The sequence below is a fragment of the Sphingomonas gilva genome, assembly GCF_003515075.1.
Lineage (GTDB): Bacteria > Pseudomonadota > Alphaproteobacteria > Sphingomonadales > Sphingomonadaceae > Sphingomonas > Sphingomonas gilva.
This window is the reverse complement of sequence record NZ_QWLV01000001.1, coordinates 706,983-722,657: the sequence shown is the minus strand read 5'-3', so window position 1 is coordinate 722,657 and position 15,675 is coordinate 706,983. Positions and strand designations below refer to the sequence as shown.

Annotated in this window: 12 protein-coding genes; 3 read left to right on the top strand and 9 right to left on the bottom strand. The window is 68.2% G+C overall.

All coding sequences use genetic code 11. The features are described from left to right. Nucleotides 1-98: 98 nt before the first annotated feature. Complete coding sequence (locus D1610_RS03380; protein WP_118862673.1) at nt 99-1,550, bottom strand: circularly permuted type 2 ATP-grasp protein; 1,452 nt, start codon at nt 1,548-1,550, stop codon at nt 99-101. A gap of 197 nt (nt 1,551-1,747) precedes the next feature. Between D1610_RS03380 and D1610_RS03375 the strand changes: the two genes are divergently transcribed. Continuing rightward, the gene (locus tag D1610_RS03375; RefSeq protein WP_118862672.1) at nt 1,748-2,566 is read left to right on the top strand and encodes an outer membrane protein; all 819 of its coding nucleotides are present in this window, start codon (nt 1,748-1,750) and stop codon (nt 2,564-2,566) included. 265 nt (nt 2,567-2,831) lie between these two features. Here the strand turns inward: D1610_RS03375 and D1610_RS03370 are convergent, their stop codons facing one another. The 3 genes from D1610_RS03370 to D1610_RS03360 form a co-directional block, all read right to left on the bottom strand. After that, nucleotides 2,832-3,440: a redoxin domain-containing protein gene (locus D1610_RS03370; protein WP_245941965.1), complete on the bottom strand. Its 609-nt coding sequence runs from the start codon at nt 3,438-3,440 to the stop codon at nt 2,832-2,834. Further along, nucleotides 3,440-5,482, bottom strand: coding sequence for a protein-disulfide reductase DsbD family protein (locus tag D1610_RS03365; protein ID WP_245941964.1), 2,043 nt, complete (start codon nt 5,480-5,482; stop codon nt 3,440-3,442). The genes D1610_RS03370 and D1610_RS03365 overlap by 1 nt, the downstream gene beginning before the upstream one ends. Nucleotides 5,483-5,725: 243 nt before the next feature. Beyond that, nucleotides 5,726-6,310: an ankyrin repeat domain-containing protein gene (locus D1610_RS03360; protein WP_118862669.1), complete on the bottom strand. Its 585-nt coding sequence runs from the start codon at nt 6,308-6,310 to the stop codon at nt 5,726-5,728. A gap of 148 nt (nt 6,311-6,458) precedes the next feature. Here D1610_RS03360 and D1610_RS03355 point away from each other — a divergent pair, with 148 nt between their 5' ends. Next, nucleotides 6,459-8,135, top strand: a complete 1,677-nt coding sequence (locus D1610_RS03355) for an alkaline phosphatase family protein (protein WP_118862979.1) — start codon at nt 6,459-6,461, stop codon at nt 8,133-8,135. A 118-nt stretch (nt 8,136-8,253) separates the two neighbouring features. On the opposite strand, the gene D1610_RS03350 is transcribed toward D1610_RS03355, so the two are convergent. From D1610_RS03350 to D1610_RS03330, 5 genes are all read right to left on the bottom strand, one after another. Beyond that, on the bottom strand, nt 8,254-9,183 hold the full coding sequence (locus D1610_RS03350) for a right-handed parallel beta-helix repeat-containing protein (RefSeq protein ID WP_118862668.1): 930 nt from the start codon (nt 9,181-9,183) through the stop codon (nt 8,254-8,256). A gap of 53 nt (nt 9,184-9,236) precedes the next feature. Then, the gene (locus D1610_RS03345) at nt 9,237-11,993 is read right to left on the bottom strand and encodes a vitamin B12 dependent-methionine synthase activation domain-containing protein (protein ID WP_118862667.1); all 2,757 of its coding nucleotides are present in this window, start codon (nt 11,991-11,993) and stop codon (nt 9,237-9,239) included. Nucleotides 11,994-12,119: 126 nt separating this feature from the next. Continuing rightward, a complete protein-coding gene (locus D1610_RS03340) occupies nt 12,120-13,166 on the bottom strand; it encodes a homocysteine S-methyltransferase family protein (protein ID WP_118862666.1) in 1,047 nt (348 codons plus the stop codon). A gap of 120 nt (nt 13,167-13,286) precedes the next feature. Continuing rightward, on the bottom strand, nt 13,287-14,228 hold the full coding sequence (gene metF / locus D1610_RS03335; protein ID WP_118862665.1) for a methylenetetrahydrofolate reductase: 942 nt from the start codon (nt 14,226-14,228) through the stop codon (nt 13,287-13,289). After that, a complete protein-coding gene (locus D1610_RS03330) occupies nt 14,225-15,178 on the bottom strand; it encodes an ArsR/SmtB family transcription factor (RefSeq protein WP_118862664.1) in 954 nt (317 codons plus the stop codon). Before D1610_RS03330 ends, metF begins: the two co-directional genes overlap by 4 nt. A gap of 181 nt (nt 15,179-15,359) precedes the next feature. Here D1610_RS03330 and D1610_RS03325 point away from each other — a divergent pair, with 181 nt between their 5' ends. Further along, complete coding sequence (locus tag D1610_RS03325; RefSeq protein ID WP_118862663.1) at nt 15,360-15,656, top strand: hypothetical protein; 297 nt, start codon at nt 15,360-15,362, stop codon at nt 15,654-15,656. Nucleotides 15,657-15,675 lie beyond the last annotated feature (19 nt).

The following is a 15,675-nucleotide window of genomic DNA, read 5'->3' as shown; positions in this document are numbered from 1 at the left end:
GGGGCATGCGGCGAGAGCGGAGTTCGGGGCTTGCCCCCTCCACCAGCCTGCGGCCGGTCCCCCTCCCCCGCTTCGCGAGGGAGGATTGGGAAGGCCACTCACGCCCGCACCTCCGGCTCATCGCCCAGCAGCACGAAGCTGTCCTTGGTCCCGCCGCCCTGGCTCGAATTGACCACCAGCGATCCCTCGCGCAGCGCCACCCGCGTCAGTCCGCCGGGGACGACCTGGACGCCGCTCGCGCCGGTCAGCACGAAGGGGCGGAAATCGACATGGCGCGGGACCACGCCCTTGTCACCGAGCGTCGGCACGGTCGAGAGCGCGAGCGTCGGCTGGGCGATGTAGCGGTGCGGCTCGGCGACGAGCGCGGCGCGGAAATTCGCGATCTCCTCATCGCTCGCAGTCGGGCCGACCAGCATGCCGTAGCCGCCCGATCCATCGACCAGCTTCACCACCAGCTCGTCCAGGTGATCGAGCACATATTCGAGCGCATCGGGCTCGCGGCAGCGCCAGGTCCGGACGATCGGCAGCTTGGCCTCCTCGCCCGAATAGAAGCGCACGATCTCCGGCATGTAGCTGTAGATCGCCTTGTCGTCGGCGATGCCGGTGCCGGGCGCGTTGATGATGGTGACGTTGCCCGCGGCATAGGCGGCGATCAGCCCCGGCACGCCGAGCATCGAATCCGGGCGGAACACCAGGGGATCGAGGAAGTCGTCATCGACCCGGCGATAGATCACGTCGACCTTCACCCGGCCGGCGATGGTGCGCATCCAGACGACATCGTCGTCCACCACCAGATCGGCCGCCTCGACCAGCTCGACGCCCAGATTGTCGGCGAGGAAGCTGTGCTCGTAATAGGCCGAGTTGTAGTGCCCCGGCGTCAGCACCACGCAATTGGGGCTGCTGCCCGCGCCCGGCGGCGCGACCGACTTCATCGTCTGGAGCAGCATATCGGTATAGCCGTCGACCGGCGCGACGCGGAACGACCGGAACAGCTCCGGACAGAGCCGGATCATCGCCTCGCGGTTTTCGAGCATGTAGCTGACGCCCGACGGCGTGCGGGCATTGTCCTCCAGCACCCAGAACTGGTCCGGCCCGGTGCGGACCAGGTCGATACCGCAGATATGCGCCCAGACGTGATGCGGCGGCTTCATCCCCGCGATCTCCGGGCGGAACTGCGGGTTGCCGAAGACCAGATCGGGCGGCAGCACGCCTTCCCTGACGATCCGCGCCTCGCCGTAGACATCGTCCAGGAACGCGTTGATCGCCTCGACCCGCTGGACCAGCCCCTCGGACAGCCGCGCCCATTCATCGGCGAGGAACACGCGCGGGACGATGTCGAAGGGGATGATCCGCTCGGCGGCGTCGGCGTCGCCATAGACCGCGAAAGTGATGCCGAGCTGGCGAAAGGCCGCTTCCGCCGCATGCTGGCGACGCGAAAGCTCGCTCGCCGGGGTCGCTTCGATCCACCGCGCCAGCTCGGCGAGTTCCTTGCGGGGACGGCGGCGGCCGCCCGTGCCCCAGATCTCATCGAACGCGCGTCGTTTCCCCATCGTAACGTCAAACCCCCACAGGCCGCGTGGTTCCATGCTGCATCGCCTTGCTGCGATGCACAAGCGATGTCGGCAAAGTGCGGCAGATAAAGGCGAATGTCGCATTTCGCCTATGCGGCGGCCCACTTCTGCCGTTACGCACGCGCCCCAACGAACGGGTCGCGCCGAACGCAAAAACTTGTCGTGGGGGGAAATCGATGACAAGCACCCGTTTCTCGCCGGCCCTGATGCTGGGCCTTGGCGCACTCGTCCTGCCTGCCGCCGCGCAGGCGCAGACCGCCGGCGATGTCGGCCCATATGGCACGCTCAAGCTCGGCGCCGAGGCGGTCGAGGATTTCGACCTCACCGCCTTCGCTCCGGCCGGCACCTTCTTCTTCGGCGAGGGATCGACCGGCGAATGCGGCGAGGGGGGCTGCCAGAGCGAGGCCGCCGTCACCATCCCCTCCGGATCGGACACCATCTCGGGCAGCATCCAGACCGACACCGGCTTCGCGGTTGCGGGGGCGCTGGGCTATGATTTCGGCATGTTGCGCGCCGAGGTCGAGGGCTCCTGGTCCGAGGCGGATATTTCGGGAATCGCGATCACCGGCGCGAGCGCGGGCGGCGAGGAGATCGACATCGACGATTTCGATCTGGAGGACGCCTGCGACGGCGATCCCGATTGCGTTGGCTTCTTCGGACCAGGCGGGTTCGGCGACGCCAAGGTGCGCCAGCTCGGCGCGATGGCCAATGTCTGGCTTGATATCCCGCTGGGCGGCGTCGAGCCCTATGTCGGCGGCGGCGTGGGCGTGGTCGACCTGAAGGTGACCGAAAGCGGCGCTGACAGCGAGACGCTGTTCGCCTGGCAGCTGGGCGCGGGCGTCGCCGTGCCCGTCGGCGACAAGATGAAGATCACGGTCGATTATCGCCACCGCGAGACCGACCGGCCCGACTTCGGATCGACCAGCAGCGAGGGCATCGCCGCCGAACGGATCAAGTCCGACGCGGCTTTCCTGGGTCTGCGCTTCTACTTCTGATCCACGCGGGGGCGGGATGCGTCCCGGAGGGGCTGGGGGGCCTCTCCGGGGCGCACTTCTCCACCCACGCCATCCGTCATCGGTGGAGCGCAATCCCCCTCCCTGCTTGCAGGGGGGGGCCAGGGGTGGGTGCACGCGTCTGCGTGCCCAAAGACTCGTCTGCGCCAGGACCAAGCGCTGATTCGGGATATCGAGTCCCGATCAGCGCCTTACCCACCCCTTATCCCCTCACTTTTTGGGGAGGGGGAGGAGCGGCGGTCGAGAGCTACGACGCGTATTTCACCGAGCAGCCATAGGGGCGGCTTTCCGCCACCGAGACGGGCTTCCCGGCCTTCATCTCGGCGAGCGCCGCCAGCACATGGTTGCGCGCGGCGGCGATGTCGGCGGCGTCGGCGGTCGGCTTGTCGTCGATCCCACCCTGATAGACCAGCACGCCTTCGGGGTTGATGACGTACATGTGCGGCGTGGTCTTGGCGTCATAGCCCTTGCCGACGATTCCTTCGGGATCGAGCAGATAGTTGCTCGCCTTGGAGCCCGAGGATTGCATGAAGGCGCGCGTCTGCTCGAGCGTCATGTGACCCTGGTTGCCCGGCGCGCCCGAGTTGATCGTCAGCCACACCGCGCCCTGGCCGACCGCCGCGCCTTGCGTCTTCTGCATGTTGCCGCTGTTGTAATGCTTCTGCACGAAGGGGCAGCCGCCATTGTGCCATTCGAGCACGACGGTCTTGCCCTTGAATTGGGAGAGCTGAACGGTCTTGCCGTTCATGTCGGTCAGCTTGAAGTCGCGCGCGGGCTGGCCCGTCACCTGCTGCGCCACGAGCGGCGCCGCGATCGCGATCGCGGCGGCGGCGAACACTCCCATCGTCATACGCATCATGTCTCTCCTTGATGAACCAGCGCGGTCAGCATGCCGGGTGTCAGGACCTGGGGCAAGATTTGCGGGACGGCGGCGCCCGGCGCGTAATAGAGATAGAGCGGCACGCCCGATCGGCCATGCGATTCGAGGAAGCGGCCGAGCGCGGGATCGCCATTGGTCCAGTCCCCCACCAGCACCTGCACCCCGCCCGCCTCGAACGCGTCGGCGACCGACGCGGTTTCGATCGCCGCCTTCTCATTGACCTTGCAGGTCAGGCACCAATCGGCGGTGAAATAAGCGAAAACCGGTTTGCCTTCGGCGCGCAGCGCGGCGAGGCGGGTTTCGCTGAATGCCTCCCCGGTGACATTTGCGCTCTCCGCCCCGGCAGGCGCGCGCGTGGTCAGCACGGTCGCACCGACAGCGAGCAGCAGCGCGGGCAGCACCGGCAACCACGCCCGGCCACTGCCGCGCATCTGCAGCCGCCCCGTCCACCACAAGGCAAGCACCAGCACGAGCGCGGCGGCGACGCCCAGCGTCATCCCGTCCACCCCCGCCTGCCGCCCCAGCACCCAGGCGAGCGCCAGCGCGGTGAGGAACATCGGCACGGCGAGGACGCGCCGCAGCCGCTCCATCCACGGCCCCGGTCTGGGCAGGCGGCGGCGCAGCGCGGGGACGAAGCCGATTGCGAGGAAGGGCAGCGCGATGCCGAGGCCCAGCCCGGCGAACACGCCGATCGCGGCAGCAGGCGGCAGGACCAGCGCCGCGCCCAGCGCCGCGCCCATGAACGGCCCGGTGCACGGCGTCGCGACGAAGGCGGCGAGCGCGCCCGTCAGGAACGCTCCGCCCTTTCCGCTCGCGGCAAGCCGGTTTACCGCGCCCGATCCGCTCAGCTCGAACAGCCCGGCTAGGTTGAAGGCGATCGCGGTGACGAGCAGCAGCAGCGCGAGGATCACGCGCGGGTCCTGCAGCTGGAACGCCCAGCCGACCGTCGCCCCGCCCGCGCGCAAGGCGAGCAGCAATCCGCCCAGCGCGACGCACACCGCGATCACGCCCGCGCCATAGGCCAGCGCCTCGCCACGCGCGGCGCGCTCGGACACGCCCGACCTGGCGAGGCTCAGCGCCTTGAGGCTGAGGATCGGGAAGACGCAGGGCATGATGTTGAGGATCAGCCCGCCCAGCACCGCCCCGCCCAGCGCGAGCAGGATGGTCGGGAGGCTGGCGCCGCCCCCGCCGGATGCGGCGGCCGCCACCTCGCCCGGCGTCGCGGTGAAGGAAAGCCCGCGATCGGGGCCGAGCGCCAGCACGCCGTCGAGCGACCTGAGCGCGCTCGCGCCGCCGCCCGCCTTGGTCGAGACGATCAGCGCCTCGTCCTCGCGGGTCACGCTTTGCGGCGCGCTGTGATCCAGCGCGCGCTCGGTCACGGGGAAGACATAGGGATCGGCGACGGACGCTTCGGCGGGCAGCGGTATGGCGATGCGCAGCGTGTCGCCCGCCACGGCGAAGGTCGCCGGCGAGCCGAGCGGGCGCGGCAGCTTCGCCCGCCAGCCGTCGAAACGCGCACGGATCGCCGGGTCGATCGCGCCGTCGCCCACGGTCAGCCGCGCCTCGACCGTCGCGCTTTCGGGCACGCACACCTCTTCGGTGCAGACGAGGTAATCGATCCTGGCGGAGACGGGGAGCGCGGTCCCGGCCGCCAGCCCCGCCGGCACCGAGAGCGGCGCGAGCATCGCATACTCGCCCTCGAACACATAGTTCATGATGCCGGCGATCATCAGCCGGTGGGGCACCGGATAACGGATCTCGCCCACCGTCGCTCCGGCCGGCAGCGTCCAGGCGAAGCGATCGGGCACGCCCGCGTCGCCGGGATTGATCCAGTAGCCGTGCCAGCCCGGGTCGGGCCGCGCGCGCACCGCCAGCATCACGGTGGAGCCCGGCACGGGCGCGGCGCTCTCGGCGACCAGCTCCAGCGCCAGATGCGGCCCCGGCGTGATCTGCGCGGACACGGCGCCGGCCGCGAACAGCGCCAGCCAGGCCGTCAGAAGGAAACGCAGAACCGCCACGGGGCGCACCCTAAAGTTGCCGCTCTGAACGAGCAATGGCCGGGATCGATTGGTGCTTAACGCTGCGTGCCTGAAACACGCAAATTCCTCCGTCACCCCGGACTTGTTCCGGGTCCATCGTGCCGCGAGAGTGGCGTTCACGCCTCTTGCTTTTGCCCAGCCGCCTGATGGGCCCCGGAACAAGTCCGGGGTGACGCCAGAAGGAGACATGCAACCCACAGCCCGCCAAATTTCGATCTGCCTCTAGTGGTAAGACCCCGTCTTCAGGCAGGTCTGCCACTTGCGGTATTCGCGCATCTTGCAGGTGCTGTCGCTGCACAGTGACGAGGACGAATAGTGCCGCGCATTGCACATCTTGCGGCGCGGGTCGACGGTGGCCGAGGATGTGGACGCCGCCGGCTTTCCCGGCGCAGGCTTGACCCGGGTGATCGGCGCCTTGCTCTGCGGCGCGGGCGTGTAGGGCGCGTTCTTCGCGTATTTCCCGCCCGCCTTCAACACCTCGGTCAACAGGGCCGAGCCGCTATAGGCCATGTCGGCCACGGTCGATCCGCTGTTGGTGCGGATATTGGGGTCTGCGCCGTGCTTCAGCAACGCGCGCGCGATCGTCAGATTGTTCTGGTCGGCGGCGAAATGCAGCAGCGTATAGCCCTCGCTGTTCTGCTGATTGATGTCGAACTGCCCGCTTTCAATCAGCGCCAGCGCCTTGGCGTCCTCCTTCCAGCGCACCGCCACCGCCGCATCCTCGAACGGATCGCCCGCGAACACGGCGGTTGCCATGCCCGCGCAGGAGAACGCCACGCAGGCGAGCACCAGTTTCAACGATTTCATGAGCCCCCCAACTCCCCCAAAACGCACGCGAATATCTTTCCCGCGCCCGTGTTCGCCTGTCAATTAAAACGGACGGCGAGATATCGGACCGCCTGCCATCAGAATGAAACGCAAGGCCGCCAACGGCTTCTCCTTGAAGCCGGCCGCGATGCTGAACATAAGGCCGGTCGTCCTCCACCCTCACCGGGAGCCACTCGTGAAACCAGCCCGATCGATCGCCGCCATCGCCCTGCTGGCCGCCGCGCCCGCCTTCGCGCAGGAGGCCGCGCCGGCCCAGCCCAGGCTGATCGTCGCGATCTCGGTCGATCAGTTCTCCGGCGACCTGTTCGCGCAATATCGTTCGTCCTTCACCGGCGGCCTGGCCCGGCTGGCGACCGAGGGCGCGGTGTTTCCCGCAGGCTATCAGGCGCATGCGGCGACCGAGACCTGCCCCGGCCATTCGACCATCCTGACCGGCAGCAACCCGGCGCGCACCGGCATCATCGCCAACAACTGGATCGACCAGGGCGCGGCGCGCGAGGACAAGGTGATCTATTGTTCCGAGGACGAAAGCGTCGCCGGATCGAGCTCCGACAAATACACCGTCTCTCCCGTCCACCTGAAGGTGCCGACGCTCGGCATGCGGATGAAGGCGGCCAATCCCGCCAGCCGCAACGTCGCGGTATCGGGCAAGGATCGCGGCGCGGTGATGATGGCGGGGCGCGACCCGGACCAGATCTGGTGGTGGGGCGGCCAAGGCTTCGTCACCTATCCGGGCAAGAGCTCGGCGGCGGCGGCCGCGGTCAACGCGGCGGTGACGCGCGCGATCGCGACCGCGCGCGCGCCGCTGGAGCTTTCCCCGCGCTGCGCGGCCCTCGCCCGGCCGGTCGCGGTCGGCGGAGGGACGGTCGGCGACGGCCGCTTCGCGCGCGAGGCGGGCGACCGGGGGCGCTTCCGCGCCTCGCCCGAGATGGACGGCGCGACGCTCGCGCTCGCCGCCGGGCTGATCGCCGAGATGCGGCTGGGCCAGGGTTCCGCGCCCGACATGCTGTCGATCAGCCTGTCGGCGACCGACTATGTCGGCCACGGCTACGGCACCGAGGGCAGCGAGATGTGCCTGCAGATGGCCGCGCTCGACCGCAGCCTGGGCGATTTCTTCGCCCGGCTGGACGGCGCGGGAATCGACTATGCCGTAATGCTGACCGCCGATCATGGCGGGCACGACCTGCCCGAACGCGCGCGCGAACAGGCCGCGCCAGACGCGCAGCGCGTCACCGCCGACCTCGCGCCCAAGGCGGTTTCGCAGCGGATCGGCGCGGCGCTGGGCCTGACCGGCGAGCTGGTGTTCGGCGACGGCTCCTTCGGCGACATGTGGGTCAGCCGCAGCCTGTCCGCCGCCGACAAGGCGCGCGTGGTCGCCGAGGCGAAGAAGCAGCTCTCCGCGCACCCCCAGGTGCAGGCGGTGCTGACGCGCGCCGAGATCATGGCGACGCCGATGCCGCGTGGGCCTGCCGACAGCTGGACGCTGCTCGAGCGTGCCCGCGCCTCGTTCGATCCCGAGCGATCGGGGGACTATGTCGTGGCGTTGAAGCCGCGCGTGACCCCGATCGCCAATCCGCGACCCGGCGGCGGCGTCGCGACGCACGGCAGCTTCTGGGACTATGACCGCCGCGTGCCGATCCTGTTCTGGCTGAAGGGCATGACCCCGTTCGAGCAGCCGCTGGCGATCACCACGACCGACATCATGCCGACGCTCGCGGCGCTGATCGGCCTCCCCGTACCGGCGAACGAGATCGACGGGGTGTGCCGCGATCTGGATGCCGGGCCGGGGACGACGTGCCGCTGAGGGGACCAGCCGCAGGCTGGTGGAGGGGGAGCGCCGCGAGCGAAGCGTTTGTGGATGGCCCCCTCCACCACCGCTCTTCGAGCGGCGGTCCCCCTCCCCGTGCCGGGGAGGATTTAGCTCAGCGCGCCTCGAACGGCTTGATCCCCTCGCTCAGCTGGTTGCCGGCGATCTCCAGCCGGTCGCCCGAATAATCGGCCACCCAGCTCGGCGACCTTTTCGCTCCCGGAGCCAGGCTGGCGATATTGTCGCGCACCGTCAGCCCGGCGGAGCTGTTCTGCCGATCCTCCGCCGCGACGACGATGAAGCCGGTCCAGTTCTCCTTGTCCGACCCTTGCACGAAGGTGTTGCGCGCGATCAGCCCGGTCGATCCCGCCGGCAGGTCGATCATGTAGTTGGTGCCCTCGCCCGCGCTGTCGTCGAAGCTCGAATCGGTGACCTCGATCCGCTTGGCGCGCAGCTTGACGTAATGGCCGCCGGTGCCGCGCTCGAAACGGCTGCGGGTGATCTTCACGCTGTCGATATTGCCGATATAGACCGAATGCGCGCAGCTCAGCCCCTGGTCGCAGCGGCCGAGGCCGGAGAACGTCGATCGATCGATGCTGATCGATTGCGGCTGGTCGCCGGCCAGGATGCCCTCCTGGCTGTCGAGGAACATCGCGTTCTTGACCGCGAGCGTGCCGATCTCCAGCCGGATGCCCGCGCCGTTGCCGTCGGGCACGCGCATGTTGCGGAAGACGATGCCGTCGACCACCGCGCTGGTGCCACGAAGCACGAAGGCGGCCTTGCCTTCGCAGGTGCCGCCATCGAAGATCACCTTGCCCGGCACCGCGGCCTGATAGACGATGTTGCCCGCTTGCTGGACGGTGCAGTCGCGATAGGTGCCCGGCGCAATGCGGATCGTCGCGGTGTCGTTATGGACCGCCTCCACCGCTTCGTCGAGCGTGCGGAAGCCCTGCCCTGTCTCGACCACGGTGAACGGTGCGGACGCCGGCTGGGCGAGACCGGGGCCGGCGGCGAGCGCGGCGGCGAGAAGGAGGAGTGTGCGCATGCCGCCAGGATGCCGCGCATACGCCCCCGCGATAAGGCGAATAGAGGGTTAACTCAGTCCAGATTTGGCCGCAGCCAGCGTTCCGCCTGTGCCAAATCGACACCGCGGCGCGCGGCATAGTCCTCCAGCTGATCGCGCCCGATTCGCGCCACGCCGAAATATTCGGCCTGGGGGTGACCGAAATAGAAGCCCGATACCGCCGCGGTCGGCAGCATCGCGAAACTCTCGGTCAATGACAGGCCGGTGCGTTCGGCGCCGAGCAGGTCGAACAGGACCGGCTTCAGGCTATGCTCTGGACAGGCGGGATAACCGGGCGCTGGGCGGATGCCGCGATATTGCTCGCGGATCAACGCCTCGTTGGTCAGCTGCTCGTCCGGCGCATAGCCCCACAATGTGGTGCGGACGTGCTGGTGGAGCCGCTCGGCGAACGCCTCGGCCAAGCGGTCGGCCAGCGCCTTCAAGAGGATGTCGCGATAATCGTCATGCTCGGCCCTGAAGCGCGCGAGGTGCGGCTCGATGCCGTGGATGCCGACCGCGAAGCCGCCGATCCAGTCGCCCGCGGGATCGATGAAATCGGCGAGGCACATGTTGGCCCGCCCCTCGCGCTTGGCGATCTGCTGGCGGAGCATGGGGAGGCGCACCTCCCCCTCCCCTTCAGGGGAGGGGGTCGGAGGGAGGGGCAGTGTGTCCATCGCCCTAGCCGGCTCTTCGCCGCCAATGTCGTTCCCCTCTCCCAACCAGTTCCGGGTCAACATCGCCCCGCGATGTTGAGATTGTGCCGGGGGCACAATCGACCCGGAACTCCTCTGAAGGGGAGAGGGCTTTAGAAAGACGTCATCGCCCTCCCTCCGGCATTCCCACAGTCCCGCAACGCCCCTTGCGGTCAGCCATTTCTCGGCGATGATTGTGTCGAGCATCGCCTGCGCATCGGCGAACAGGCCGCGCGCGCTTTCGCCGACCACCGCGTCGTCGAGAATCCCCGGATAGGTGCCGGCCAGCTCCCAGGCGCGGAAGAAGGGCGTCCAGTCGATCGTCTCGCGCAGATCGGTCAGGTTCCAATCCTCGAACAGGTGCACGCCGGGCTGCTTGGGAGCGGGCGGTTTGAGCCCGAAATCCGCCTCGAACCCACGTTCGCGCGCGGTCTGGAGCGGCAGCAGCTCGCTTTGTCCCTTGTTTGCGCGCGCGACGCGGACGGCTTCGTAATCCTCTGCGGTCTTGAGCACGAAGGCGTCGCGCTGCGTATCGCTCACCAGGGTCGAGGCGACGCCCACCGCGCGGCTGGCGTCGAGCACATGCACCACCGGTCCTTGATAGGCGGGCGAGATGCGCAGCGCGGTGTGGACCTTCGATGTGGTGGCGCCGCCGATCAGCAGCGGCATGGTCATCCCTGCGCGCTGCATCTCCTCGCCTACCGTCACCATCTCGTCGAGCGAGGGGGTGATCAGGCCGGAGAGCCCGATCATGTCGGCGTCGTTCTCGTTCGCCGCCTCGAGAATCTTCGACCAGGGCACCATCACCCCCAGATCGACCACCTCGAAGCCGTTGCACTGCAGGACGACGCCGACGATGTTCTTGCCGATATCGTGGACGTCACCCTTGACCGTCGCCATCACGATCTTGCCCTTGCCGCGCTGGCCCGGCTGCTTTTCCGCCTCGATGAACGGCAGGAGGTGCGCGACCGCCTTCTTCATCACGCGTGCCGACTTCACCACCTGCGGCAGGAACATCTTGCCCGATCCGAACAGGTCGCCGACGACGTTCATCCCGTCCATCAGCGGTCCTTCGATCACCTCGATCGGACGGGCATATTGGAGGCGCGCCTCCTCGGTGTCCTCGACGACATGGCTGTCGATGCCCTTGACCAGCGCGTGCTCCAGCCGCTTGGTCACGTCCCAGCCGCGCCATTCGGCCGCCTGCTTCTCGGCCACCGCGTCGCTGCCCTTGTAGCGTTCGGCGAGCGCGATCAGCCGCTCGGTCGCGTCGGGATCGCGGTTGAGGATGACGTCCTCGCACGCCTCGCGCAGCTCGGGATTGATCGTGTCGTACACGTCGAGCTGCCCGGCATTGACGATCCCCATGTCCATCCCCGCGGGGATGGCGTGGTAGAGGAAGATCGAGTGCATCGCCCGGCGCACCGGCTCGTTGCCGCGAAAGCTGAACGACAGGTTCGATAGCCCGCCGGAGATGTGGCAATGCGGGCAGCGCGCCTTGATCTCCCTGCACGCCTCGATGAAATCGACCGCGTAGTTGTTGTGCTCCTCGATCCCCGTCGCCACCGCGAAGATGTTGGGATCGAAGATGATGTCCTCGGGCGGGAAGCCGATGCCGGTGAGGAGCCGATAGGCGCGCTCGCAGATCTCGACCTTGCGGTCCCTGGTGTCCGCCTGGCCGACCTCGTCGAACGCCATCACCACCACGGCGGCGCCGTAGGCCATGCACTTGCGCGCTTGCTCAAGAAACTGCGCCTCGCCTTCCTTCATGCTGATCGAGTTGACGATCGGCTTGCCCGAGACGCATTTGAGGCCGGCCTCGATCACGCTCCATTTGGAGCTGTCGATCATGAAGGGCACGCGGGCGATGTCGGGCTCGGCGGCGATCAGCTTGAGGAAGGTGGTCATCGCCACCTCGGCGTCGAGCAGGCCCTCGTCCATGTTGACGTCGATCACCTGCGCGCCGTTTTCGACCTGCTGGCGCGCGACCTCGACCGCACGGGGATAGTCCCCCGCCATGATCAGCTTCTTGAACGCGGCGGACCCGGTGACGTTGGTGCGCTCGCCGATATTGACGAATTGGGCGGAGGATTGGGTCATCGTCTTCTTTCCCCCTCTCCCCTTCAGGGGAGAGGGTCGGGGAGAGGGGAAGTAACGGGAGACGGCGCTTGGGGCAGACTGCCCCTCTCCCAACCCTCTCCCCTGAAGGGGAGAGGGCTTTAAGGACTAAGCCGCCATCGTCATCGGCTCCAGTCCGGCGAGGCGGGTCAGCACCGGCGGCTGAGGCAGCGCACGCGGCTTCAGCCCCCGCACTCCGTCGGCGATCGCCTTGATGTGCGCGGGTGTCGATCCGCAGCAGCCGCCGAGGATGTTGACCTGTCCCGCGCCGGCCCACTCGCCGACCAGGCCGGCGGTGGTCTCCGGCGCCTCGTCATAAGCGCCAAGCTCGTTGGGCAAGCCTGCATTGGGATAGACCATGATCAGCGTGTCGGCGATGTCGGCCAGCGTCTTGACGTGCGGTCGCAGCTGCTCGGCCCCGAACGAGCAGTTGAGCCCGATCGTCACCGGCCGCGCATGGCGCACCGCGTGCCAGAACGCCTCGACCGTGTGGCCGGACAGGTTGCGGCCGGACAGGTCGGTCAGCGTCATGGAGAGCATGATCGGCACGTCGCGGCCCAGCGCCGCGCCCGCCTCGATCGCCGCCATGATCCCGGCCTTGGCGTTCAATGTATCGAACACCGTCTCGATCAGGATGAAATCCGCCCCGCCCTCCAGCAGCGCATCGATCTGCTCGCGATAGACACCGGTCAGATAGTCGAAGTCGATCTCGCGAAAGCCGGGATCGTTGACGTCGGGCGACAGCGACAGCGTCTTGTTGGTCGGGCCGATCGCGCCGGCGACGAACCGGGGGCGGCCGTCCCTCGCGGCATATTCGTCGGCCAGGCGGCGCGCGATCTTCGCCGATTCCAGGTTGATCTCGCGCACCAGGCTTTCCGCGCCGTAATCGGCCTGGCTGATGCTGTTGGCGCTGAAGGTGTTGGTCGAAACGATATCCGATCCGGCGTCCAGATAGGCGCGGGTGATCGTCTCGGGCACCTCGGGCATCGTCACCGCGAGAATGTCGTTATTGCCCTTCTGATCGTGGCTCAGGCCAAGGCTGCCGGCATAGGCCGCTTCGGCCAGCTTCCAGTTCTGGATCTCGGTGCCGAACGCGCCGTCGGTGATCAGGATGCGCTTGGCGGCCTCGGCGAGCAGTTTTTTTCGAGCACTCATCTCATTCTCCGTCACCCCGGACTTGTTCCGGGGTCCATCTCTCCACCCGCACGACCATCGCTCGTGGCGCGATGGACCCCGGAACAAGTCCCGGGTGACGGGCGGAGAGCGATGTGAAACCTAAGCCGCCTTCTCCCCTGCCACCGCCTTGGCCCTGAGGCCGAGCAGGTGGCAGATCGCGAAGCTCAGCTCCGCGCGGTTCAAGGTGTAGAAGTGGAAATGGCGCACCCCGCCGGCATAGAGCTTGCGGCACATCTCGGCGGCGATCGTCGCCGCGACCAGCGCACGCGCGCCGGGGTGATCGTCCAGCCCCTCGAACAGCCGGCCCATCCAGTCGGGGATTTCCGTTCCGCACATCCCGGCCATGCGCCGCGTCTGCGCGACGTTGGAGACGGGCAGGATGCCCGGCACGATCTCGCGGTCGACGCCCGCCTTCGCCGCCGCGTCGCGGAAGCGGAAGAAGGTTTCGGGCGAGAAGAAGAACTGGGTGATCGCGCGCGTCGCGCCGGCATCCAGCTTGCGCTTGAGATTGTCGATGTCGGCGGCCGCATCCGCCGCCTCGGGATGGCATTCGGGATAGGCCGCTACCGAAATCTCGAACGGATGCCGCGCCCTGAGCCCCGCGACCAGATCGGCAGCGCCGGCATAGCCGTCCGGCCGGGCGACGAACTTCGCCCCCGCGGTCGGCGGATCGCCGCGGAGCGCCACGATATGCCGCACCCCCGCCGCCCAATATTCATCGGCGACGGCGAGGATCTCGTCCTTCGTCGCCTCGACGCAGGTCAGATGCGCCGCGGCCGACAACAGTGTCTCGCGCTGGATCCGCGCGACGGTGGCGTGGGTGCGCTCGCGGGTGGAGCCGCCGGCGCCGTAGGTCACCGAGACGAAACGCGGGCACAAGGGGGCGAGCGCCTGAATCGAATCCCACAGCGTCTCCTCCATCTTCTCCGTCTTTGGCGGGAAGAATTCGAAGCTGACCTGCGCGTCGCCCGCCAGATCGGCGAACAGCGGCGCGTCGAGCGCGCGGCGCGCCTCCTCCAGTTGTCCGAACGTCGGGGTCATGCCGCCTTCACCTCTTTCAATTGCGCGGCGGGCCGGCGGCCCAGCCAGAGTTTCACCGTCAGCTCGCCGCCCTCGAGCGTCTCGACCGCCGCCGTCTCAAGGCCGGCGGCGTCGAACCAGCCCGCCATCTGCGCGTCGCCGAAGCCGAGGCGGGCATGCGCGTCGCGGGTGCGCAGTTCCTCGCGCTCGTGCGGGGCGAAATCGGCGATCAGCAGCCGCCCGCCGGGGGCGAGCACGCGCGCGGCTTCCGCGATCACCGCTTCCGGCTCCTGCGCGAAATGGAGGACGTGATGCAGGATGGCGAGGTCCGCCGCGGCCGCGTCCAGCGGCAGAGCGGTGAAATCGGCCTGGCGCAGCTCGGCATGATCGAGACCCTGGGCGGACAGCTTGGCCCGCGCGAGGCGGAGCATCTCCGACGAACGGTCGATCCCGATCGCCGAGCGCGCCCCGCCGGCGAACAGCTCCAGCATCCGGCCGGTGCCCGTCCCGATATCGACGAGCTTGGCCACCGGCCGGTCGCCGAGGATGCGGGCCATCGCCGCCTCGACCTCGCTTTCGGCGATGTGGAGCGACCGGATCGCGTCCCACTCGCCGGCGTTGGCTTCGAACCAGGCGGCGGCCGCGGCGGCGCGATCGGCGCGCACCGCGGCGAGACGCGCGGCGTCCGCCACCGCCCAATGGTCCTCGCCCGGCCACGCATCGATCGCGGCGATGAGCGGCGCCACGCGCTCGGCGGCGCCCAGCGCAACGAACACCCAGCTGCCTTCCTTGCGCCGCTCGGCTATGCCGGCATCGCACAATATCTTCACATGGCGCGATACGCGTGGCTGACTCTGCCCCAGCACCTGCGCCAGTTCGCCGACCGACAACTCCATTCGCCTGAGCAGCGCGAGAATGCGCAGCCGCGTCGCATCGCCAACGGCGCGGAAGATGTCGAGTGCGGGGCTCATTCCCTATCATATAAAGAAATCTTTATATGAGGTCAATGTTCGGAACATTGCGGAGACGTGACGGTTTGGCATTGCGCGCAGGCGGACGGACGTTTAGCTTTCCGCCGCGCGGCGCAGGAGGGGACGTCAGCATTGCCTTTCCACGCCGCAGCGTTTTCCCATCACATGTAAGGGGTTGTCCATGAAGAAGCTTGCTCTGTCGATCGCCGCCGTGGCCGCGCTCGGCCTCGCCGCCTGCAGCCAGAATGCGCAGAACGAAACCGCCGAAGCCGGCAACGCCGTCGCCGCCGACGCCAACGCCACCATGGGCGAAGCGATCGACGACATCGACGCCGCGACCGACAATGCGCTGGGCGCCGCCGAAGCGACGATGGACGAGGCCGGCGCGGCCGTCGCCAACGGTGCGGACGCCGCTGGCGAAGCGGTGAGCGACGCGGGCAACGCGCTCTCCGAAGCCGGTTCGGACATGAAGAACTGAGGCCGGTCCTTCGACCGTC

Coding starts and splice junctions, on each gene's coding strand:
- D1610_RS03350 (WP_118862668.1), bottom strand. CDS start 9,183: ATGCGCACACTCCTCCTTCTCGCCGCCGCGCTCGCCGCCGGCCCCGGT.
- D1610_RS03375 (WP_118862672.1), top strand. CDS start 1,748: ATGACAAGCACCCGTTTCTCGCCGGCCCTGATGCTGGGCCTTGGCGCA.
- D1610_RS03325 (WP_118862663.1), top strand. CDS start 15,360: ATGAAGAAGCTTGCTCTGTCGATCGCCGCCGTGGCCGCGCTCGGCCTC.
- D1610_RS03340 (WP_118862666.1), bottom strand. CDS start 13,166: ATGAGTGCTCGAAAAAAACTGCTCGCCGAGGCCGCCAAGCGCATCCTG.
- D1610_RS03370 (WP_245941965.1), bottom strand. CDS start 3,440: ATGCGTATGACGATGGGAGTGTTCGCCGCCGCCGCGATCGCGATCGCG.
- D1610_RS03360 (WP_118862669.1), bottom strand. CDS start 6,310: ATGAAATCGTTGAAACTGGTGCTCGCCTGCGTGGCGTTCTCCTGCGCG.
- metF (WP_118862665.1), bottom strand. CDS start 14,228: ATGACCCCGACGTTCGGACAACTGGAGGAGGCGCGCCGCGCGCTCGAC.
- D1610_RS03355 (WP_118862979.1), top strand. CDS start 6,459: ATGCTGAACATAAGGCCGGTCGTCCTCCACCCTCACCGGGAGCCACTC.
- D1610_RS03330 (WP_118862664.1), bottom strand. CDS start 15,178: ATGAGCCCCGCACTCGACATCTTCCGCGCCGTTGGCGATGCGACGCGG.
- D1610_RS03345 (WP_118862667.1), bottom strand. CDS start 11,993: ATGACCCAATCCTCCGCCCAATTCGTCAATATCGGCGAGCGCACCAAC.
- D1610_RS03380 (WP_118862673.1), bottom strand. CDS start 1,550: ATGGGGAAACGACGCGCGTTCGATGAGATCTGGGGCACGGGCGGCCGC.